Here is a 20,069-nt window from a genome sequence, read left to right on the forward strand (position 1 = left end):
CGTGAGCACGCACGGAGCCGGGTGATCGTCCTCGACCACCCGGCTCCCGGCGTGCTCAGAGGCTGCGCAGCACCGAGACGACGCGACCGAGGACCTGGGCGTCGTCGCCGGGGATCGGGTCGTACGCGGCGTTGCGCGGCATGAGCCAGACGTGCCCGTCGGCGCGGCGCAGACTCTTGACCGTCGCCTCGCCGTCGATCATCGCTGCGACGATCTCGCCGTTCTCCGCGACGGGCTGCCGGCGCACGACCACCCAGTCGCCGTCGCAGATCGCGGCCTCGATCATCGAGTCGCCCTGCACGCGGAGGAGGAACAGCTCGCCCTCGCCGACCAGCTGGCGAGGCAGCGGGAAGACGTCCTCGACCACCTGCTCGGCGAGGATCGGACCGCCTGCGGCGATCCGTCCGACGACGGGCACGTAGGACGGCGCGGGGTGCGCCTCGTCGTACTCGGGCTGGGGCGCGGACGCGGTGAGGGACGTGGCGCGCCGCGCGTCGTCGGGCTGGACGACCTCGATGGCCCGGGGCCGGTTCGGGTCCCGGCGCAGGTACCCCTTGCGCTCGAGCGTCGTGAGCTGGTGCTTCACCGACGACGGGCTCGTCAGGCCGACGGCCTCGCCGATCTCGCGCATGCTGGGCGGGTACCCGCGCTGCTCGACGCACGCCCTGATGGTCTCGAGCACGAGACGCTGGCGCGGGGTCAGCCCGTCGCCCCCCGCCGAGCCGTCCGGGAGCTCGCGCACCTCGGCGAGCCCCCGTGCGCTGTCCGTGCCTCGTCCCGCCATGGTCCGCTCCGCCCTCGTCCGTCGCGGGCCGCGGAGCTCGACTGCCCGCTCCCGGCCTCCCTCACCCGGGACGAGCGCCCCGGGCTCCGGCCGTGCCGGAGCGTCCAGGGATGGACATGTCCGGCGAACCGACCTGCCCCCAGGTTAGGGGAGAGCGCGACACGAATCAAACATTTGTTCGAGCATGTCTCGACTCCGTCGGTGGTTCGTGATAGACCTTCGTACAGATGTTCTACGTACAGGTGTTCGACCGGCGACATGTCGGCGGACGGACGACGGGGCTCGTGGGGCGGATCGACCGGGGAAGGCGATCCGCCCCAGGGGCCGGGACGGGGAAGACATGAGCACGATCACGCTGTCGGCGTCCGGGCCGGGCATCTCGCGGGTGCGTCAGCAGGCGCCCGAGGGTCGTCTGCGCCTCACGCGCCGAGGTCGGGTGGTGCTCGTCCTGCTCGTCGCTCTCGTCGCCCTGCTCGCCGCCCGGGTGGGTTCCGCGGTGGCAGGTGGCCCCGGTGAGCCCGTCGAGGTGCGGGTCCACGTGGTGTCGGCGGGCGAGACCCTGTGGGACCTCGCCGCGGCAGTCGCCGATCCGGGCGATGACCTCCGGGACGTCGTGGGTGGTCTCGTCGAGCTCAACGAGCTCCCGTCGGCCGGGCTCCAGGTGGGGCAGCGCGTGCTCCTGCCGGTCGAGAGCGCGTGACGCGGAGCTCGATGCCCTTCGCGCGCTCGCTCGGGGTGTGATCGAGGACACGTCGTGCGGCCGGACCTCGATCGCCCTCAGGGGTTGCGCGGAGTGATGAGGACTACCTAAGTTAGTCTCACCTCACACGCCGGGCTGGGGGGCTGGGCGAAGAGGCGAGGAGCACGCGGTCCACCGCGGCTCCTGCGCACGTCGGCGCGCGTGAGGCGAGTCATGCGCGAGATGGGGACGGGGGCGTCCCGACGGGGGCGGTCGGAATCGACCGCCCCCGTTCTGCTGTCCGCGCCCGGGAAGGTCCCACCCAGGGCGCGTGTTGCACGCGCACGCCGCGACGGCTTACGTTCGACGCGCCGACGCCGACGGCGCCGGCGCGACCCCGCGGAGGAGCCCGCCCATGCACTGCCCTTTCTGCCGCCACGCGGACTCCCGAGTCGTCGACTCGCGTACCTCCGACGACGGCGCGTCGATCCGCCGTCGGCGCCAGTGCCCGGAGTGCAACCGCCGGTTCACGACGATCGAGACCGCGAGCCTGTCCGTCGTCAAGAGGTCGGGCGTCACCGAGCCGTTCTCGAGGGAGAAGATCGTCAACGGCGTCCGCAAGGCGTGCCAGGGCCGCCCGGTCAACGAGGACGACCTGGCCGTCCTGGCGCAGCGCGTCGAGGAGACGATCCGCGCGAGCGGCAGCGCGGAGCTCGACGCCTACGAGATCGGTCTCGCGATCCTCGGCCCCCTGCGGGAGCTCGACGAGGTCGCCTACCTGCGGTTCGCGAGCGTCTACCAGGCGTTCGACTCCCTCGAGGACTTCGAGAGCGCGATCACCTCGTTGCGGGTCGAGCGCGCCGAACGTCGGCGCTCGGCGCCCGGGTCGGGCGACACCGTGGACCGCGACGGCGAGGGACCGGGCGGTGAAGGATCCGGCCCCGACGACCCGGTCCAGGAGGCGGCGTCGACGCGCTGACGGCACCCGCGGGAGATCCCGGGATCGAACCGCGGCCCGCCTACAGGTCGCTCGACCGGGCCGCCCAGATGTTGATGCCGCTGTCCGCGGGGATCGCCCGGACGGCGTCGAGCTCCTCGGCCGTGAGCGGCGGGCCGTCGAGCGCTGCGAGGTTCTCGTCGAGCTGCCGGGTCGAGCTCGCACCGAGGAGCACTGACGTCACGCGCTCGTCGCGCAGGGCCCACGCGACGGCGGTCTGCGCGAGCGACCTCCCGTTCGAGCGCGCGAGCCGGTCGAGCCGGCGGACGTGGGCGAGGTTCTCCTCGCGGAGGAACTCCCGGCGCAGCGGCCCGCCGCGCGCCGCGCGCGACGACTCGGGGACGCCGTCGAGGTAGCGGTCGGTGAGCATTCCCTGCGCGAGCGGTGAGAACGCGACGACCCCCGTGCCGGACCGTCCGGCCACGTCGAGCAGGCTCTGCCCGGCCGCGTCCGTCGGGTCCGGTTCCTCGATCCAGCGGTTGAGCATCGAGTACGACACCTGCGTCACGACGAGGTGCAGGCCGAGGCCGGCCGCGACGTCGAGCGCCTCTCGCGTACGGCGTGCCGAGTACGACGAGATCCCGGCGTACCGGGCCCGGCCGGAGCGAACCGCCGTCGCGAGGGCGCCGACGGTCTCGGTGAGCGGTGTCGTGGGGTCGAAGCGGTGGCTGTAGAAGATGTCGACGTGGTCGAGGCCGAGCCGGCGCAGCGACGCGTCGAGGGAGGAGAGCAGGTACTTGCGCGAGCCGCCCTCGCCGTACGGGCCAGGTCCCATGCGGTAGCCCGCCTTGGTCGTCACGACGAGCTCGTCGCGCACGGGCCGCAGGTCGCGGGCGAGCAGCCTGCCGAGCGACTCCTCGGCCGCGCCGCCGGGCGGGCCGTAGTTGTTCGCGAGGTCGAGGTGGGTCACGCCGCGGTCCACCGCGTGCAGCACGATCTCGCGCTGCGTGCCCGCAGGGTCGGCGTCGCCGTAGTTCTGCCACAGCCCCAGGGAGAGCGCGGGGAGCGTAAGACCGCTGCGGCCGAGCCGTCGGTGCGGGAGCGAGCCAGGGGCGGTCGGGAGCGGTGTGGGCGACACGTGCTCGACGCTACCGGACCCGGCACGAGCGGGCGGCTGCGCCGGCGGCGAAATCAGGTGGCGCTGCCGGAGGCGGTGCGAGACCCTGGCCGTGGGTCCGCCAGTCGGGCCCGTCCGCATCCCCCACCGACGAGGAGCCCGCCCATGGCGTCCGACGCGCAGCGACCTGCTGCAGACACCGCACCGACCGACGAGGCCAAGGCGAAGTTCCGCGAGGCGCTCGACCGCAAGAACGCGGCGCAGCACCGGACGGCGGACGGCGAGACGAACACCGGCTCGGTGCACGGCTCGGAGACCGTCGGCCCCGTCCAGCGCACGTTCCGCCGCAAGTCCGGCTGACCCGCCGCAGGCACCGCTCCGTCGTCCGGCTCCCCGTTCGGGGGCCGGACGACGTGCGTCCGGGGGCGTCAGCTCGCAGGACGCACGAACCGTCGTCCGGTCATCTCGTGCGGCTCGACGACGACCCACTCCTCGGTCGGCACGTCGACCGTCGGCGCGAGCCCGTCGACGGCACGCGCGACCTCGGCGATCTCGTGCTCCGTGACGAGTCGGCGTGCCACGCCGTGCACGACGACGCTCCACGCGCCGTCGTCGCTGACGTCGTCCCACTCCAGCGCGACGCGCTCGTTGGTCACGAGCGTCGCGAGCTTGGTCCCGGGCACGGTCCGGAAGGCGATCGTCCGGTCGTGCGCGCCGACCGTCACGGGGAAGATGTCGGGCTCGCCCCGCACGCTCACGGCGAGACGCGCGACGCGGGTGCCCTCCACGAGCTCCCACGACGCGTCGACGTCGAGGACCTGCGGTCCCTCGTTCGAGTATCCGGTCATGCCCCATCGTGGCACCGGGCCGCAGCGGGCGCGCAGCGGCGAAGGTCCCCGTCGCCGTGGACCTTCGCCGGATGCGCTCGCTCGGTGCCGTCGCGACCCGCGGTCGCCAGGTGCGGCGGTCAGTCGAGGACGCGCAGCGCGATCGTCTGGTCCATGCCCGCGAGGGCCTCGATGACCGCCGGCTCGACGCGCGAGCCGACGTCGGTGACGACGTAGCCGAGCTCGCCGCGGGTCGCGAGGAGCTGGCCCTCGATGTTGGTGCCGTGCTCGGCGAGGGTCGCGTTGACGGCGGCGAGCACGCCCGGGGTGTTGCGGTGCAGGTGCGTGATGCGCGTGATGCCCGTGGTCTGCTCGAGCGCGAGGTTCGGCAGGTTGACGCTCAGCGTCGTCGAACCGGTGGTCAGGTAGTCGCGCAGCTTCGCGGAGACGAACTGACCGATGGCCTCCTGGGCCTCCTCGGTCGACCCGCCGATGTGCGGCGTGAGGATGACGTTCGGCAGGCCGCGCAGCTCGGAGTCGAACGCGTCGCCCTTGCGCTTCGGCTCGTGCGGGAAGACGTCGACGGCCGCCCCGGAGACGTGGCCCGCGACGATCGCCTCGCGCAGGGCGCCGTAGTCGACGACGAAGCCACGCGACAGGTTGAGGAAGATCGCGCCCGGGCGCATGCGGGCGAACTGCTTCGCGCCGAACAGGCCGGCGTTCCCCTGGCGGCCGTCGACGTGCAGCGTCACGACGTCGGCCTGCTCGAGCAGCTCGTCGAGCGTGTCCATGCGGCGCGCGTTGCCGAGCGCGAGCTTCTCGGCCGTGTCGTAGAACACCACCGACATGCCGAGGTTCTCGGCGACGACGGAGAGCTGGGTGCCGATGTTGCCGTAGCCGACGATGCCGAGCGTGCGGCCGCGCACCTCGTGCGCGCCCTCCGCCGACTTGTCCCAGCGGCCCTCGTGCAGGGCCTTGTCGCGCTCGGTGAGGCGGCGCGTCAGCGCGATGATCTCGGCGAGCGCGATCTCGACCACCGAGCGCGTGTTCTGGAACGGGGCGTTGAAGACGGCCACGCCCTGGGTCGCGGCGGACCGCAGGTCGATCTGGTTGGTGCCGATGCAGAACGCGCCGAGCGCCACGAGGTCGGGGGCGTGCTCGAGCACGTTCGCGGTGACGTTCGTCTTGGACCGGATGCCGAGCAGGTGGACGCCGTCCAGAGCCTCGATGAGCTCGGACTCGTCGAGGGCGCCGGTGCGGACGGTGACGTCGATCCCGGCGGCCTCGAGGTTCGAGGCGGCGAGGGGGTGCAGGTTTTCGAGGAGGAGGGCGCGTAGCACCCACCCATGGTGCGCCGTGGAGTGCGCGCCGACCAAACGGGTCTTGACCCTCGGGACGAGGTGAACGGCGTCCCGGTCACGCCACGGGCGGCTCAGCGATCCCGACCGGCAGGTCGCGCGCGTGCACGACGACGAGCCGCTGCGTCGGGCGCGTCATGGCGACGTACAGGTCCGACGGACCCGACGGTCCCTCCGCGACGTCGGCCGGCTCGACGAGCACGACGGCGTCGAACTCGAGGCCCTTGACCTCCACGGGGTCGAGCACGACGACGGACGCGTCGGTGCTGCCGTCCTCGACGCCGAGCCCTCTGCGCAGGCCGGCGGTGCTCCCGCGCGCCGCCACGACGGCGACGCGACCGGCGTCGTCCGCCACGAACTCCGCCCGCGCGGCCTCGACCTGCGCGCGGACCGCCGCGACGAGGTCCGTCGTCCCGTCGGGACCGGCCGGCTCGGCCAGGCCCTCGCTCGGGACGGTGACGACGCGCAGCGCGTCGGGGACCTCGCGCGCGGACGTCAGGGGCGAGACCGGCAGGCCCGCGGCGACGGCCGCGCGCCGGGCCGCGTCCGCGACCGCGGCCGGGGTGCGGTAGTTGACGGTGAGCTCCTCGAGCCGCCACGCGTCGCGGAACACCGGGTCGAGCATCCCCCGCCACGAGCGGGCGCCCGCGGGCGACGACGTCTGCGCCACGTCGCCGACGATCGTGAACGAGCGCGTCGGGCAGCGACGCACGAGCATGCGCCACGCCATCGCCGACAGCTCCTGCGCCTCGTCGACCACGACGTGCCCGTACGTCCACGACCGGTCCTGCACGGCGCGCTCCGCCGTCGTGAGCCGGGGACCGCTCGCGGCGAACCGTTCGGCGAGAACGTCGGCGCCGACGATCCCGGCGCCCGCGCCCGACGACTCGAGCACCTGGCGCGCGTACTCGAGGTCCTGCGCGCGCTGCGCCGCCTGGGCCGCGGCCTCCGCGCGCTCGGCCTGGTCGTCCTCGCCGAGCAGCTCGGCCGCCTCGTCGAGGAGCGGGACGTCCGCCGGGGTCCAGGGAGAGCCCTTCGGCCGCGCGAGCAGCCGCCGGTCCTCCGGCGAGAGCTCGGGCGCCGCCTCGGCGAGGCGGTGCGGCTTGGTGAACAGGTCCTCCACGAGCCGCTCGGGCGTGAGGGGGAGCCACGCGAGGTTCAGCGCCACACGCACGTCGCGGTGCGAGCGCAGGTCCTCGAGGACGACGGCCCGGTCCTCGCCGACGAGCGGCTCGCCGAGCTGCGTGCCGTACTGGTCCACGAGCCGCGAGAGCATCTCGCGCACGAACGTCACGCGAGCGAGGTTGTGCGGCTTGTGCGCGCGCCGCGCCTTCGCGATCGCGTCCCGCACGTCCCGCCGGCGGATCACGAGGTCGCGGCCGTCGAGACGCACCGGGACGTCCTGCGCGGGGACGCGCTCGCGGGCCCGCACGGCGCGGCGCACCGCGCGCGCCATGACCGCCCGCCCCTTGACGCGCGCGACCTGCGGGTCCTCGTGGCCGTCCGCGACGATCCCGGGCAGGAGGTCTGCGATCGTCGTGCTGACGACACCGGTCTCGCCCAGGGACGGCAGCACCTGGTCGATGTAGCGCAGGAACGACAGGCTCGGGCCCACCAGCAGCACGCCGGAGCGCTCGAGCACGCGCCGGTGCGCGTAGAGCAGGTACGCCGCGCGGTGCAGCGCGACCGCGGTCTTGCCCGTGCCCGGCCCGCCCTGCACGACGAGCGCGCCGGCCAGCGCCGAGCGGATGATCGTGTCCTGCTCGGCCTGGATCGTCGCGACGATGTCGCCCATGCGCCCCGTGCGGCCCGCCGCCATCGCGGCGAGCAGCGCGCCCTCGCCGGACAGCGTGGTCCCGGTGACGTCGGCGGGCGCGTCGAGGTCGAGGAGCTCGTCCTCGAGCCCGGTCACCTCGCGCCCGCGCGTCACGAGGTGGCGACGGCGCACGACTCCGTCGGGGTGTGCCGCCGTCGCGCGGTAGAAGGCCTGGGCGGCGGGAGCACGCCAGTCGGTGAGCAGGGACGTGTGCTCGGCGTCGGCGAGCCCGATGCGGCCGACGTACCGGGCGGCGCCGTCCTCCAGGTCGAGGCGGCCGAACGCCAGGCGGTCCTCGACGGCGTCGAGCTGGGCGACGCGGTCCTCGTAGAGGGTCGCGAACGCGTCGCGCTCGCTGCGGTTCTGCGGCGACCCCGAAGGGCCCGAGCGACGCACGGCGTCGAGCCGTGCCCGTGCCGCCGCGCGCAGCTCGTCGAGGCGCGCGTAGAGGGTGTCCACGACGTCCTGCTCGAGCCGGAGCTCGTCGATGCGTCCCACGCTGTCCCTTCGTCGACCCGCTCCCCGTCGTCCCCGCCGGTGCGGCCGTCCATTATGGCGCACCGGGAGCCCGTCGCAGACACGCGCGCGAGCGGGAGGGCCGCACGGGAGCCGCCCGCTAGGATCGGGGGCCATGGCGACCAGAGGGGAGCGGGCGTCGTGACCGGGAACGACCGGCAGGTCCCCCCCGAGGGGCCCTCGGCACGGGGCGAGGTGCCGCGCCCGCAGCGCGCCGTGCTCGCGCCCACCGACGAGCTGCGCATCCTCCTCGTCGAGGACGACGACGGCGACGCGGTCCTCGTCGGGGAGCTGCTCTCCGACGCGAACCTCAAGGTCGAGCTCCACCGGGCGACGACGCTCGACGCCGCGCTCGACATGCTCCGCACCCACCACGTCGACTGCGTCCTGCTGGACCTCGGCCTCCCGGACTCCGTGGGCCTGTCCGCCGTCGAGCGGGTCCGGGCGGGCACCCACCCGCCCGCCCTCGTCGTGCTCACGGGCCACGCCGGCATCGACCTCGGCGTGCAGGCGGTCGCGGCCGGAGCCGACGACTACCTCGTCAAGGGCGAGGTCGACGGCGACCTGCTCGGGCGCTCGGTGCGCTACGCGGTCCAGCGCCGCATGTCCGTCGAGCAGCAGCGCGCGCTGTACCGCAGCGAGGTCCGGGCCGCGGAGACGGCCCGCCTGGAGCGTGCGCTCCTGCCCACCCCGCTCGTGCAGGACGACCGCCTCGACGTGATGGTCGGGTACGTCCCGGGAGGCAACGGCCTCCTGGGCGGGGACTTCTACGACGCCGTCGAGCGCCCGGACGGGTCCGTCCTGTGCGTCATCGGCGACGTCGCGGGCCACGGACCGGACGAGGCCGCGCTGGGGGCGACGCTGCGCACCGCATGGCGCACCATCGTCCTCAGCGACACCGAGCCGGGCGCGATCCTGCCGCTGCTCGAGCGCGTCCTCGTGCCGGAGCGCGCGCGCTCCGAGGTCTTCGTGACCCTGTGCCAGGTCGTCGTCTCCGCGGACCGGCGCCGCGCCCAGATCTACCTCGCGGGTCACCTCGCGCCGCTGCTCCTGCGGGAGACGTCGACGGAGATCCGCCCGACGGCCCGGGGCCGCGCGCTCGGGATCCCGGTCTCCGGTGGCTGGACGCCGCAGGAGGTCGACCTGGGGGAGCGCTGGGCACTCATGCTCTACACCGACGGACTCGTCGAGGCCACCGTCGCGGGGCGGCGGGAGGGTGCCGACGTCCGCGCGCGACCGGAGCGCGTCGGGGTCGAGGGCCTGCGCAGCGCCGTCGACGCGGCGCTCGAGCACGGTACGGAAGGAGTCGTGGAGCGCGTCTTCCACCGCGTGCGGGACCTGCACGGCGGGCCGCTGGCGGACGACGCCGCGCTCCTCGTCATCGGCTGGGGCGGCGACGCCACGTCGCCCGGCGAGCGCACGGCGACGCTCGCGGACTCCGACGAGTGGGCCCGGTGAGCGTGGCACCCGACGGCCGGCGCGGCGCAGCGCCCCGTACCGCCACCCGCGCCCCGACGCTGCGTCGCAGGCTCGGCTGGGCGCTCGTCGTCGCCGGGGTGATCCTCCTCGGGGTCCTCGCGACGTCGGCGATCGCGCTGTCGCGCGTGGTCACGCTGCAGGGCGAGGTCACCGGGCCGTACTTCGAGGCCGTCACGCAGGCGGACGCAGCCTACGTCGGACTGCTCGACGCCGAGGTCGCCGTGCGGGCCTTCGTCGCCACCGCGGACGCCACCGCGCTCGAGGCGTACACGCGGGCCGTCGGCCCCGACGCGCGCGGCGTGGTCCCCGACCCGACGCTCCTCGAGGGCCTGGAGATCGACGACGACCTCGCCGCGGCGATGGCGCAGGCCGACGAGTCCGTCCGTGCCTGGGTGACGGAGTACGCCGAGCCGGCGATCGAGACGACCGAGGAGCAGTGGCCGGCCCGGGTCACCGCACGCGAGCAGACGCGCGGGGCCGAGCTGTTCGGGCAGGCGCGGTCGGACACGTCCGACTACGTCGCTGCGCTGCGCGCGGACCGGGTCGAGCACGTCGAGGCGCTCGACCGGTGGAGCCGTGCGCTCTTCGGGAGCGTCCTCGTCCTCGTCGGCTCGGCGCTCGCGGTGGGCATCATCCTCTGGGTCTGCCTCAAGCGGTGGGTGACGGAGCCGATGGCGGCGCTCGCGCACCGCGTGCGGCTCGTGAGCTCGGGACGGCTCGACGAGCCCGTCGTGACGTCGGGCCCGGCCGAGATCGCCGACCTCGCGCAGGACGTCGAGCACATGCGGGTCGAGCTCGTGAACCAGGTCGCCGAGATCAAGGCGTCGCACGAGGACGCGGCGCGCTCGCACCAGCTCCTGGCCGAGCAGGCGAGCGAACTCGAGCGCTCGAACCGCGACCTCGAGCAGTTCGCGTACGTCGCGTCGCACGACCTGCAGGAGCCGCTGCGCAAGGTCGCGAGCTTCACCCAGCTCCTGAAGAAGCGGTACGGGGGCGAGCTCGACGAGCGCGCCGACCAGTACATCGACTTCGCGGTCGACGGCGCCAAGCGCATGCAACGGCTCATCCAGGACCTGCTCGGGTTCTCCCGCGTCGGGCGCACCGGGACCGAGCGGGTCGACGTGGACCTCGAGCGCGCGCTCGAGACAGTGGTCGAGGACGCCTCCGAGACCATCGCCGCGACCGGCGCGACGATCACGCACGACCCGCTGCCCGTCGTCGTCGGCGAGAGCGCCCTGCTCCACCAGCTGCTCGCCAACCTCCTGGGCAACGCCCTGAAGTTCCGTGACCCCGACCGCGCCCCCGTCGTGCACGTCGGCGTCCTCGCGCGGGACACGCACTGGGAGTTCTCCGTCGCGGACAACGGGATCGGGATCGACCCGCAGTACGCGGAGCGCGTGTTCGTGATCTTCCAGCGCCTGCACGCCAAGGACGTGTACGAGGGCACGGGGATCGGGCTCGCGCTGTGCAAGCGCATCGTCGAGTACCACGGCGGCCGCATCTGGATCGAGCCGCGCGAGGGCGGCACGACGATCCGCTTCACGCTCGCCCACGCGTACGTGCACGCCCAGGTCGGCTACGCTCGCTCCGACCGCGGCGACGCGACGCTGGAGACGGCACCCCGCGCGGGCCACGACGACGAGGAGAGCACCGCATGAGCAACGGCAGCAAGCCGATCGACGTCCTGCTGGTCGAGGACGACCCCGGCGACGTGCTCATGACGCGCGAGGCCTTCGAGGACCACAAGGTCACGAACCGCCTCTCGGTGGTCTCCGACGGCGTGAGCGCGCTCGAGTTCCTGCGCAAGCAGGGCGAGCACGCCGACGCGCCGACACCCGACCTCATCCTCCTCGACCTCAACCTGCCCCGGATGGACGGCCGCGAGGTCCTCGCCGAGCTCAAGGAGGACGAGGCGCTGCGCAAGATCCCGGTCGTCGTCCTCACGACGTCCGAGGCCGAGGAGGACGTGGTGCGCAGCTACTCCCTGCACGCGAACGCCTACGTGACCAAGCCCGTGGACTTCGACCGGTTCATCGACGTCGTGCGGCAGATCGACGACTTCTTCGTCTCGGTCGTGCGCCTGCCGGGTCGCTGAGCGCGCACCGGCCGACCAGGCGTCGGCCGGACCGGTGCCGACCACCCGCCGACGCGGGAAGGATCGGGCCGCCCCTCTTGTTACGGTCCTCAGGCCCTTCGCGCTGCTCGCGGCGCCGGGGCGCAGAAGTGGCAGGGACGTGACGAGGAGGATGCATGCTGGACCCTCGAGGGATCTACGAGCTCGACGAGCAGGCCGTCGCGCGCCTGTGGCCGACGGCTCCCGAACCCGGTGCGGGGCCCGTGCTGCTCCACGCCGTGGCGGGGTTCGTGGACGCCGGGAACGCGGGCGAGATCGCCGTCGAGCACCTGCTTGAGATCGGTGAGGTGACACGCGTCGCGACCTTCGACGTCGACCAGCTCCTCGACTACCGCTCGAAGCGCGCGACCATGACCTTCAGCACCGACCGCTGGAGCGACTACGACGAGCCTCACCTGGTGATCGACCACGTGCGCGACGCCGAGGGCAGCGGCTTCCTGCTCCTGCACGGCGCGGAGCCGGACGTGCAGTGGGAGCGCGTCGTCGCCGCGCTGCGCGACGTCGTCGAGCGCCTCGGCGTGTCGCTCACCGTCGGCTTCCACGGGATCCCCATGGGCATCCCGCACACGCGACCGCTGTCGGTGACGGCGCACGCGACACGGCCCGAGCTGATCGGCGAGCACTCGTCGTGGTTCGGCACCGTGAAGGTCCCGGCGAGCCTTGCGGCCCTCCTCGAGCTCCGGCTCGGGCGCGCGGGCCACGACGCCGTCGGCTACACCGTGCACGTGCCCCACTACCTCGCGCAGTCGGCGTACCCGCCCGCGGCGGTCGTCGCGCTCGAGCAGGTCCAGCGGGTCACGGGCCTCGACCTCGCGACCGCTGGTCTCGCGGAGGCCGCGCAGGACGCGACGACCGAGGTCGAGCGCCAGGTCCGCGACTCCGAGGAGGTCGCGGCGGTCGTGCGGGCGCTCGAGGAGCAGTACGACGCGTTCGCGCGCTCCGTCGGGCGCACGAGCCTGCTCGCCGAGTCGGCGCCGATCCCCACGGCAGAGGAGCTCGGCGCGGAGTTCGAGCGCTTCCTCGCCCAGCAGTCCGGGGACTGACACCACCGGCGCGCGACAGCTGTCCGCCGCTATGTGCCGAAAAATCATCACGGATCGGCGCGTCCTGCGTGGCGGACCTCACACGGCGCGTGCCACACTGTCACCCGTTGCAGTGACGTACTTGCGCACGACCCGGTGCAGGTCACGCGTGGTTCTTCCCGACGGGGCGGGCCGCGCCGGGGCCTGCCGGCCGTCCTCGGCCGGGCCGCCGGCGAAGGACGTGGGACATGGCATTGCGGCGCACCGGGGGTGGACGAAGGGTCCGCTCGCTGATGTCCCGGATGGACAGAAGGTCAGAGGAAGAGCATGGCGCAGGGTTCTGTGAAGTGGTTCAACGCCGAGAAGGGCTACGGGTTCATCGCGCAGGACGGCGGCGGTGCCGACGTCTTCGTGCACTACTCGGCGATCGAGACGAACGGGTACCGCACGCTCGAAGAGGCGCAGCGGGTCGAGTTCGAGATCACCCAGGGTCCGAAGGGCCCGCAGGCGGAGCAGGTCCGTCCGCTCTGACGTCTCCGACGTCCCGGCCGTCGAGCCGGTCGGAGCAGTCCGCAGGAGCCGCACCCGGCACGGGGTGCGGCTCCTGCCGTCTCAGGGGTCTGCCGTCGAGCCGTCCGTCGGCGCCGCCGGGTCCGTGAACGGCGTGGCCGAGCCCACGAACGTGGTGAGCTCGGCCCCGACGAGCACGCGTGCCGGGGCCGGAAGCGAGCGGACGGCACGTGCCAGGCCGGGGCCGTCGAGGTCGAGAGGACCGCCCTCGCGCACGGCGACGAGCACGACGTTGCCGTAGCGCCGCCCCTTGAGCTGTCCGGGCTCGGCGATCGCGGCGAGCCGCGCGCCGTCGGCCCCCTCGACGGGCTCCGACGTCGACGGACCGGTCAGCGCCGTGGCGAGCGTCGCGAGCTCGCGCCGGGTCGCGGTGAGCGGGGGCCGGTCGGCGCAGTTGACGAGGTAGACGCCTCCCGGGCGCAGCACGCGGCGCACGTCCGCCACGGCGTCGAGCGTGACGAGGTGCTCGGGGGTGCTGTCGCCGTGGAAGACGTCGCGCACGACGACGTCGAACGACGCGTCGGGAAGGCTCGCCACGGCGCGGCGGGCGTCGTCCGGACGCAGTCGCAGGCGAGGGGATCGCGGCAGGTCGAACCACTCGCGCACGAGCTCCAGCAGCCGCGCGTCGACGTCGACGCCGAGCTGGCTCGAGCCGGGGCGGGTGTGCTCGACCCAGCGCGCGAGGCTGCAGCCCGCCGCGCCGAGGTGCAGGACGCGCAGCGGGCCAGGGGGAAGCTCGTCGACGACGGCCGCCATCTGCTGCATGTACTCGAACGCGAGCATCCCCGGGTCGTCGAGGTCGAGGTGGGAGCTGGGTACCCCGTTGACGAACAGGGTGACGGCCGAGGGGTGGTCGGGGTCGCGCTCGACGTGCGCCGTCCCCGTGGACGTCGGGACGGGTTCCCCGGGCAGGTCCGCGGGAAGCGTTCGCGTACCCCGTCGACGGGACGATGTGGGTGGCCCCGAGGATCCTGGTGGGCGACGGGCGGTGCGGCGAGCCATGGGCCCACCGTACGGGCCGCGGGTCGGGTTCCGGTCGCGACGTTGACAGAGTCGAACAGGTGTTCGATAGTGGGAGCGGGAGGTGCGCGATGACGAACGACGCAGGCGCAAGGGGTCCGGCCGCGGTACCGGCGGACGTGCACCGGCTGCTGGCACGCGCGGAGGCCGAGCTCGTCGCGGCGTCGCTCGCGACGAACCCCGCGGAGCGGTTCCTGCACGCGCACCTCGGCGCGCTCCGGGCGGCCTCCGCGGTCGTCGCGCTGCGGGGTCGGCCGGTCCGCCGTGGGCGCGCCCGGCCGGTGTGGGACCAGCTGGCCGACGCGGAGCCGGCGCTCGCCGCCTGGTCGGTCTACTTCGCGAGCGGCGCTCGGGTGCGTGCGGCCGTGGACGCAGGACGGTTCGACGCCGTCGACGCACGCCGCGCGGACGAGCTCCTCGCGTGCGCCGAGGACTTCCGTGACGAGGTCGCGATGCTCGTCGACCCGGCGGCTGGCTTCGTCCGCCTGCCGGGGCTCCGGACCGTGGCCTCGTGACCAGCGCCTCGAGCCGGACGTGAGCCGCGGGCCGCGCGCCGTCGTCCGGCGCGACTGGGGTGACGACGAGGAGGGCTGCTCCATCCTCCACGTCGACATGGACGCGTTCTTCGCGTCCGTGGAGCTGGCGCGTCGGCCGCAGCTCGTGGGACGGCCGGTCATCGTCGGCGGGGCGGAGCGCGGGGTCGTCCTGGCCGCCACGTACGAGGCGCGGGCTTTCGGGGTCCACTCCGCGATGCCGATGGTCACCGCTCGCAGGCTGTGCCCCCAGGCGATCGTCGTCCCGCCCGACCACGCGCGCTACTACGAGGTCTCGGCCTCGGTCATGGGGATCTTGGGTGAGGTCACCGCGCTGGTCGAGCAGGTGAGCGTCGACGAGGCGTTCCTCGACGTGAGCGGCGCGCGACGCCGGCTCGGCGCGCCGACGCGGATCGGTGCCGAGCTGCGCCGCCGGGTGCGCTCCGAGCACGGGATCACGTGCTCGGTGGGCATCGCGACGACCAAGTTCGTCGCCAAGCTCGCCTCCACGCACGCGAAGCCGGACGGCATGCTGCTCGTGCCGGCCGCCGCGACCGTCCCGTTCCTGCGCACGCTGCCCGTCGGCGCGCTGTGGGGCGTGGGGGAGCGGACCGAGCAGGCCCTCGCCCAGTGGGGGATCCGGACCGTCGCGGAGCTCGCGGACACGGACGTCGCGTCGTTGCAGTCGGCCGTCGGCAAGGTCGCCGGCGCCCACCTGCACGACCTCGCGTGGGGCCGCGACCCCCGGCCGGTCCGGCCGGAGCGGTCGGAGCGCAGCATCGGGGCCGAGACCACCTTCTCCCACGACCTGCGTGACCTCTCCGCGGTCCAGGCGCGGGTCCTCGAGCTCGCCGACCGGTGCGCCGCCCGGCTGCGCGGCCAGGGCCTGGTGACCCGGACGGTGAGCGTCAAGGTCCGCACGAGCGACTTCCGCACGGTCACCCGGGCGCGGACGCTGGGGGCACCGACCGACGTGGCGCGCGAGATCTACCTGGTGGCACGCGAGCTCGTCGCCGGGGTCGACCTGCGAGGCCTGGCGGTCCGTCTCGTGGGTGTGCGCGCCGAGGGGCTCGAGCCGCGCGCGGAGGCGGTCGTCCAGCCGACTCTCGAGGAGGCGGTCGAGGAGACGTCGGCGTCGCGGCGGCGTGTCGAGGAGGCTGTCGACGCGGTCCGGGGGCGGTTCGGGGTGAGATCCATCGCCATGGGGCCCTCCAGGGGCCCCTCGACTACCACGCCCGCGGATGTCGATCTATCCTGAGGGGGACATACGACCACCGTGGAGAAACGGGGTGCTCATGCCTCTGTCTGAGTACGAGCAGCGGGTATTGGAGCAGATGGAGCGCGCGCTCACCTCGGACGATCCGCGGTTGGCGAACACTCTGCAGGCGCCACGACGACGATCTGCGCTGCGCTACGTCCTGGCAGGAGTAGGCGTCGTCGGCGGCCTGCTGCTCCTGGTGCTCGGCGCAGCGATGTCCCAGACCTGGATCGGAGTGGTGGGGTTCATCCTCATGTTCGCCGGGGTCGTGCTGGTGTTCCAGGGCCCACGGGCGTCGAAGAGCGGCCCGGTCGGCACGGTCGAGCCCGACGGCACGGTGCGTCCTGCCGCGACCAGCAAGCCGGCGCGCAAGCCGTTCCTCAGCCGACTGGAAGAGCGCTGGGACCGGCGACGCGATCAGGACGGTCGCTGAGCGACTGTTCCACCGCGCCGACGGCGGCGTCCACGAGCGCGCGGAGGTGCTCGGTCGCGAGACCCCTCGGTCGGCGCGCGTAGCGCTCCTCCTCGAGCGCGGTCGCGAGCTCCGCGAGCGTCTCGGCGAGGTCCTCGTCGAGCGGGTGCGGGCCGCGCCGGGCTGACAGCGTGGCGAGGACTCTCTCGGGAACCTGTCTCGGGGTGGTCGACGACGGCCACCGCACCCCGAGGTCGCCGAGCCGTTCGACGAGCTCGCTCCACGCGTCCTCGGCGTCGTGCAGGCCGTCGTCCTGCGTCCGCCGTCGGACCAGCATCCAGACCGCCCCGACCACGATGGCGACGACGAGCAGAGCGGCTCCGACGACGACCGGCCAGGGCGCGCCCTGGTCCTGCACACCGTCCAGCGTCCCGCCGGTCCCGGGCACGTCCGGTGCCTGGCTCGCGGGTGCTGAGGGCGCGGGTGCCGAGGCGCCCGGGGTCGGGACGTTGCCCGGGTCGGCTACTCCTCCCGGCGTGATGCTCACGGGGGTCGCCCAGCGCGGCGTCGGTCCGGTCTGCTGCGCCGGCGTGGGCTCGAACCGCACCCAGCCCTGCCCCGGGAAGTAGAGCTCCGGCCACGCGTGCGAGTCCCGGCCGGTGACCTGATAGGCGGTGTCGCCCACCTGTTCGCCCGGGAGGAACCCCACGCCGAGACGCGCGGGGATGCCCAGGGTCCTCGCCATCATCGTCATCGACGTCGCGAACTGGACGCAGTAGCCCGTCCGGTCCTGGAGGAAGTCCCACACCGCGTCGCCGGAGTCACCGGGTGCGATCTCGGTCGAGTAGGTGAACTGCGAGGTGTCGCGGAAGTAGGTCTGGAGGGCGAGCGCCTGGTCGTACCGGGTCGTGGCGCCCTCGACGATCGCGTTCGCGAGGTCGCGGATGTCCTGCTCGTGGTCGGAGGCCGGCACGTCGAGGTAGTTGGGGTCGTCCGGGTCGTCACCCGAGGCGGCACGCAGGACCTCCGCGTCGAGAGCGCGCGGGAAGACCTCGAGCTCGTACGACGTCCCGTCGTCGGTGGCCTGCGCACCGACGACCTCGTCGCGCACGGGGTCGTACGCCCACTCCCCGCCGATGTCGAGCGTGCGGGGCTCCGTCGGGACGGGAAGCTTGGTGTCGCGCAGCGACTCGAGCGTGACGTCCACCGTCGTCGGCCCCTCGCCCGCGGTGTCGTCGGGCCAGAGGATCCGGTCCGGGTCGTCGACCGGCTCGCCGTCGCGGTCCGCGCCGCGCCGCCAGTTCGTCCCGTCGAAGCCCGTGAGCGTGAAGACCCGCAGGGGGCCGACGTCGTCGCCGTCCGTGCGGTACCGCAGGACCACCTCGTCGGAGCGCTCCGCGAGGTCGCGGCGCATGTCGAGGTCGTCCGAGAGCCGGACGGTCTGCCCGGCCGAGGAGAAGAGCCGGGACCAGGACGCGGAGGCCACCTCGGGCAGCGAGGCGCTGGCCGTCCCGATGCCGAGCCCGACGAGTGCGACCGCGAGCGCGGTGACGACGGCGCCGACCGCACGCAGGCCACCCGCGGCGCGGTCGTCCACGCCACGTGCTCCGGCCTTGCCGCGGCGCACGGTGCGATGGGGGTTGTCGGCCGCGAGGAGCAGGACGAGCGCGGTCACCGTCACGACGAACGCCGCGGGCGGGACCTCGCCGACGATGACGAGGCCGGGGACCCACAGCGCGAGCAGTGGGATGGCCACACCGGCGCCGAGCCGGAGACCTCCGGCCATGAGGTCGGCGACGAGGAAGACGACGACGGCACCGCCTACCGCCATCAGCGCGATGGGCAGGCTCGGGTCGATCGGCGCGACCTCGGCGAGGGTGAGCTCGCGGGCCGTGGTCAGCCGCGAGACGAGACGATCGACGTTGGTCAGACCGATGAGCAGGGAGAACCGGTCCGTCGGCCCGCCGTACAGTCCGAGGAGCGCCCAGAGCCCGACGACGAGTCCGGCGAGCGACGGCAGCAGTGCGGCGGGCGGCGCGAGCGTCTCGCCGCGCGCTGCGTGCGAGCGCTCGAGGGCGTAGCGGGACAGCCCGGTCACCAGAGCCAGCACCGCGATCGTCCGCGTCGCGGTCCCGGTCCAGCCGCCCGGACCGATCACGCTCCCCAGCGCGTACGTCGACGCGAGGGTCGCCACGGCGACGCACACGCTGGTCGCGAGGACGCGCAGCGCGAGATCGCTCGAGAGGGGGTTGTTGCCGGGGGTGGTCATCGAGAGCCCTCCACGAGCAGGGTCCAGGCGCGCTCGAGGGGCGCGGACGGGTCGACGAGGACGGCGTGGCCCCCGGTCGACCGCAGGGCGGAGACGGTCTCGAGGGCGTCGGCGTGCTCCGGGGCCCAGGGCCGGGGGCTCACGACGAGCGCCCGGTGGAGCCCGTCGGCGGCCATCGCGGCGACGGTGTGCCGGGCGACGGAGCCGAGCGGCCCGAGCACCGCGACGGTGATCTCTCCGGGTCGCCGGTCGCGACGCAGGGCGTCGGCGGTCGCGACGACGGACCGGTCCGCGTCGGCCACCGCCTGGTGGCCATGGAGGTCGACGGTCGCGTCGAGGAGGTCGGCGGGCCCCTCGCCCGACCTGTTGACGCGGAAGCCGACGCCCGAGACGACCGGGGCGAGCGACGTCGGGACGAGCCGCACGGGGTGGCCGGCCTGCAGGAGCGAGACGGCGATCGACGCCGCGCACTCGACCGCCCACTCGCCGTCGGCGAGGGCACGGGAGCTCGTGGCGGCGAGCTCCGGGTGCGGCAGGAGGCCTCGGTCGAGGAGCACGGTGACGGGCGGCAGGCCGGCGCTCTCGTCGGCGCGGACCATCAGCTGCCCGCGCCGGGCGGCGCTGGCCCAGTGCACGCGCCGGGGGTCGTCGCCGGCGACGTAGTCGCGCAGCACGGAGTCGTCGCTCGAGGAGAGCCGGGCACCCGACGCGGAGCGCTCGTGCTCGCCGAACGCGCGCGTCCCGCGCACGGGGAGCTCGACGGTGCGGGGCCACACGGCCACCGACGTCGGCTCGCCGAGCTCCTGGGTCGCGCTGACGAGGCCGAACAGGTCGACGCGCGTCGTGAGCAGCGGTCCGAGCGCCCACCGCCCTCGCCGCAGCGGGCGCAGACGGTACCGCACGGCGATGTGGTCGCCCACGGTCGCGACCTGGGCGCGCAGCGAGCCCTGGTCGCACAGCTCGTGCGCCGCCTGCTCGCTGATCCGCAGCCGGGAGAGCGTCGTCGCGGTGGTCGCCGTCGTGCGCGCGGCCGCGACCGTGAGGCGTGCGGTCGTGAACTGGCCCCGCACGGCGGGGTTGGGCTGGACGCGGCGGGCGACGTGGAGCGCGCCGCGGCCACGGTCGATGCGCCGGACCGTCATCCAGCACCACGCCGCGCCGACCGCCAGCAACGCTGCGGCGCCCAGACCGACGAGGTCCTGGAGCCCCAGCGTGACGCCGAGGACGACGAGCGCGCCACCGGCCACGAGCACGGTCGTGCCGCGCCGCGTCGGGCGCGCCCGGGCGAGGCCCCGGCGGGTACGGCGGAGCCTCGCGAGGAGCGGGGAGTCGCGCACG

General features: G+C 74.1%; 19 protein-coding genes. 11 read left to right on the forward strand and 8 right to left on the reverse strand.

Features of this window, described 5'->3' with window-relative positions; all coding sequences use genetic code 11:
• Nucleotides 1-55: 55 nt before the first annotated feature.
• Nucleotides 56-784 carry a transcriptional repressor LexA gene (lexA, locus tag ACMXGY_RS09040; RefSeq protein WP_483776506.1) on the reverse strand — a complete coding sequence of 243 codons (729 nt, stop codon included), beginning with the start codon at nucleotides 782-784 and terminating at the stop codon, nucleotides 56-58.
• A 340-nt stretch (nucleotides 785-1,124) separates the two neighbouring features.
• Between lexA and ACMXGY_RS09045 the strand changes: the two genes are divergently transcribed.
• Together ACMXGY_RS09045 and nrdR are read left to right on the forward strand one after the other, a co-directional pair.
• Nucleotides 1,125-1,484, forward strand: coding sequence for a LysM peptidoglycan-binding domain-containing protein (locus tag ACMXGY_RS09045; protein ID WP_483776507.1), 360 nt, complete (start codon nucleotides 1,125-1,127; stop codon nucleotides 1,482-1,484).
• Between the two features lie 394 nt (nucleotides 1,485-1,878).
• On the forward strand, nucleotides 1,879-2,442 hold the full coding sequence (gene nrdR / locus ACMXGY_RS09050) for a transcriptional regulator NrdR (RefSeq protein ID WP_483776508.1): 564 nt from the start codon (nucleotides 1,879-1,881) through the stop codon (nucleotides 2,440-2,442).
• 40 nt (nucleotides 2,443-2,482) lie between these two features.
• Here the strand turns inward: nrdR and ACMXGY_RS09055 are convergent, their stop codons facing one another.
• Complete coding sequence (locus ACMXGY_RS09055; RefSeq protein WP_483776509.1) at nucleotides 2,483-3,538, reverse strand: aldo/keto reductase; 1,056 nt, start codon at nucleotides 3,536-3,538, stop codon at nucleotides 2,483-2,485.
• Nucleotides 3,539-3,682: 144 nt separating this feature from the next.
• Here ACMXGY_RS09055 and ACMXGY_RS09060 point away from each other — a divergent pair, with 144 nt between their 5' ends.
• Nucleotides 3,683-3,877 (forward strand): DUF5302 domain-containing protein, encoded by a 195-nt coding sequence (locus ACMXGY_RS09060; protein ID WP_483776510.1) that lies wholly within the window; start codon nucleotides 3,683-3,685, stop codon nucleotides 3,875-3,877.
• Nucleotides 3,878-3,945: 68 nt separating this feature from the next.
• On the opposite strand, the gene ACMXGY_RS09065 is transcribed toward ACMXGY_RS09060, so the two are convergent.
• From ACMXGY_RS09065 to ACMXGY_RS09075, 3 genes are all read right to left on the reverse strand, one after another.
• Nucleotides 3,946-4,365, reverse strand: a complete 420-nt coding sequence (locus tag ACMXGY_RS09065; protein ID WP_483776511.1) for a pyridoxamine 5'-phosphate oxidase family protein — start codon at nucleotides 4,363-4,365, stop codon at nucleotides 3,946-3,948.
• A gap of 119 nt (nucleotides 4,366-4,484) precedes the next feature.
• Nucleotides 4,485-5,684 (reverse strand): phosphoglycerate dehydrogenase, encoded by a 1,200-nt coding sequence (serA, locus tag ACMXGY_RS09070; protein ID WP_483776512.1) that lies wholly within the window; start codon nucleotides 5,682-5,684, stop codon nucleotides 4,485-4,487.
• 76 nt (nucleotides 5,685-5,760) lie between these two features.
• A complete protein-coding gene (locus ACMXGY_RS09075; RefSeq protein ID WP_483776513.1) occupies nucleotides 5,761-8,016 on the reverse strand; it encodes a HelD family protein in 2,256 nt (751 codons plus the stop codon).
• Between the two features lie 159 nt (nucleotides 8,017-8,175).
• On the opposite strand from ACMXGY_RS09075, the gene ACMXGY_RS09080 reads away from it, so the two are divergent.
• The 5 genes from ACMXGY_RS09080 to ACMXGY_RS09100 all read left to right on the forward strand — a co-directional run bounded on the left by ACMXGY_RS09080 (nucleotide 8,176) and on the right by ACMXGY_RS09100 (nucleotide 13,200).
• On the forward strand, nucleotides 8,176-9,492 hold the full coding sequence (locus ACMXGY_RS09080; RefSeq protein WP_483776514.1) for a PP2C family protein-serine/threonine phosphatase: 1,317 nt from the start codon (nucleotides 8,176-8,178) through the stop codon (nucleotides 9,490-9,492).
• Nucleotides 9,489-11,171 (forward strand): sensor histidine kinase, encoded by a 1,683-nt coding sequence (locus tag ACMXGY_RS09085; protein ID WP_483776515.1) that lies wholly within the window; start codon nucleotides 9,489-9,491, stop codon nucleotides 11,169-11,171. The genes ACMXGY_RS09080 and ACMXGY_RS09085 overlap by 4 nt, the downstream gene beginning before the upstream one ends.
• A complete protein-coding gene (locus ACMXGY_RS09090; RefSeq protein WP_483776516.1) occupies nucleotides 11,168-11,608 on the forward strand; it encodes a response regulator in 441 nt (146 codons plus the stop codon). Before ACMXGY_RS09085 ends, ACMXGY_RS09090 begins: the two co-directional genes overlap by 4 nt.
• A 155-nt stretch (nucleotides 11,609-11,763) precedes the next feature.
• Nucleotides 11,764-12,690: a proteasome assembly chaperone family protein gene (locus ACMXGY_RS09095; RefSeq protein ID WP_483776517.1), complete on the forward strand. Its 927-nt coding sequence runs from the start codon at nucleotides 11,764-11,766 to the stop codon at nucleotides 12,688-12,690.
• A 306-nt stretch (nucleotides 12,691-12,996) separates the two neighbouring features.
• Nucleotides 12,997-13,200, forward strand: a complete 204-nt coding sequence (locus tag ACMXGY_RS09100) for a cold-shock protein (RefSeq protein WP_125775282.1) — start codon at nucleotides 12,997-12,999, stop codon at nucleotides 13,198-13,200.
• A gap of 81 nt (nucleotides 13,201-13,281) precedes the next feature.
• Here ACMXGY_RS09100 and ACMXGY_RS09105 read toward each other — a convergent pair whose 3' ends face one another.
• Complete coding sequence (locus ACMXGY_RS09105) at nucleotides 13,282-14,241, reverse strand: spermidine synthase (RefSeq protein WP_483776518.1); 960 nt, start codon at nucleotides 14,239-14,241, stop codon at nucleotides 13,282-13,284.
• Nucleotides 14,242-14,330: 89 nt separating this feature from the next.
• Between ACMXGY_RS09105 and ACMXGY_RS09110 the strand changes: the two genes are divergently transcribed.
• The 3 genes from ACMXGY_RS09110 to ACMXGY_RS09120 are packed head-to-tail and all read left to right on the forward strand — an operon-like array spanning nucleotide 14,331 to nucleotide 16,483.
• Nucleotides 14,331-14,774: an SAV_6107 family HEPN domain-containing protein gene (locus ACMXGY_RS09110; protein WP_483776519.1), complete on the forward strand. Its 444-nt coding sequence runs from the start codon at nucleotides 14,331-14,333 to the stop codon at nucleotides 14,772-14,774.
• Nucleotides 14,775-14,793: 19 nt separating this feature from the next.
• Nucleotides 14,794-16,050 carry a DNA polymerase IV gene (gene dinB, locus ACMXGY_RS09115; RefSeq protein ID WP_483776520.1) on the forward strand — a complete coding sequence of 419 codons (1,257 nt, stop codon included), beginning with the start codon at nucleotides 14,794-14,796 and terminating at the stop codon, nucleotides 16,048-16,050.
• Nucleotides 16,051-16,087: 37 nt separating this feature from the next.
• Nucleotides 16,088-16,483, forward strand: coding sequence for a DUF3040 domain-containing protein (locus tag ACMXGY_RS09120; RefSeq protein ID WP_483776521.1), 396 nt, complete (start codon nucleotides 16,088-16,090; stop codon nucleotides 16,481-16,483).
• On the opposite strand, the gene ACMXGY_RS09125 is transcribed toward ACMXGY_RS09120, so the two are convergent.
• Both ACMXGY_RS09125 and ACMXGY_RS09130 read right to left on the reverse strand, forming a co-directional pair.
• Complete coding sequence (locus ACMXGY_RS09125) at nucleotides 16,431-18,731, reverse strand: transglutaminase TgpA family protein (RefSeq protein ID WP_483776522.1); 2,301 nt, start codon at nucleotides 18,729-18,731, stop codon at nucleotides 16,431-16,433. The two genes, ACMXGY_RS09120 and ACMXGY_RS09125, sit on opposite strands and share 53 nt — an antisense overlap.
• Nucleotides 18,728-20,068: a DUF58 domain-containing protein gene (locus tag ACMXGY_RS09130; RefSeq protein WP_483776523.1), complete on the reverse strand. Its 1,341-nt coding sequence runs from the start codon at nucleotides 20,066-20,068 to the stop codon at nucleotides 18,728-18,730. Before ACMXGY_RS09130 ends, ACMXGY_RS09125 begins: the two co-directional genes overlap by 4 nt.
• Nucleotide 20,069 lies beyond the last annotated feature (1 nt).

This window comes from Cellulosimicrobium sp. G4 BAM 1002, assembly GCF_057126935.1.

Bases quoted from the DNA above. Each gene is read 5' to 3' on its own strand.
- lexA (WP_483776506.1), bottom strand. From the start codon at position 784: ATGGCGGGACGAGGCACGGACAGCGCACGGGGGCTCGCCGAGGTGCGC.
- ACMXGY_RS09045 (WP_483776507.1), top strand. From the start codon at position 1,125: ATGAGCACGATCACGCTGTCGGCGTCCGGGCCGGGCATCTCGCGGGTG.
- nrdR (WP_483776508.1), top strand. From the start codon at position 1,879: ATGCACTGCCCTTTCTGCCGCCACGCGGACTCCCGAGTCGTCGACTCG.
- ACMXGY_RS09060 (WP_483776510.1), top strand. From the start codon at position 3,683: ATGGCGTCCGACGCGCAGCGACCTGCTGCAGACACCGCACCGACCGAC.
- ACMXGY_RS09065 (WP_483776511.1), bottom strand. From the start codon at position 4,365: ATGACCGGATACTCGAACGAGGGACCGCAGGTCCTCGACGTCGACGCG.
- ACMXGY_RS09090 (WP_483776516.1), top strand. From the start codon at position 11,168: ATGAGCAACGGCAGCAAGCCGATCGACGTCCTGCTGGTCGAGGACGAC.
- ACMXGY_RS09095 (WP_483776517.1), top strand. From the start codon at position 11,764: ATGCTGGACCCTCGAGGGATCTACGAGCTCGACGAGCAGGCCGTCGCG.
- ACMXGY_RS09100 (WP_125775282.1), top strand. From the start codon at position 12,997: ATGGCGCAGGGTTCTGTGAAGTGGTTCAACGCCGAGAAGGGCTACGGG.
- ACMXGY_RS09105 (WP_483776518.1), bottom strand. From the start codon at position 14,241: ATGGCTCGCCGCACCGCCCGTCGCCCACCAGGATCCTCGGGGCCACCC.
- ACMXGY_RS09110 (WP_483776519.1), top strand. From the start codon at position 14,331: ATGACGAACGACGCAGGCGCAAGGGGTCCGGCCGCGGTACCGGCGGAC.
- ACMXGY_RS09120 (WP_483776521.1), top strand. From the start codon at position 16,088: ATGCCTCTGTCTGAGTACGAGCAGCGGGTATTGGAGCAGATGGAGCGC.
- ACMXGY_RS09125 (WP_483776522.1), bottom strand. From the start codon at position 18,731: ATGACCACCCCCGGCAACAACCCCCTCTCGAGCGATCTCGCGCTGCGC.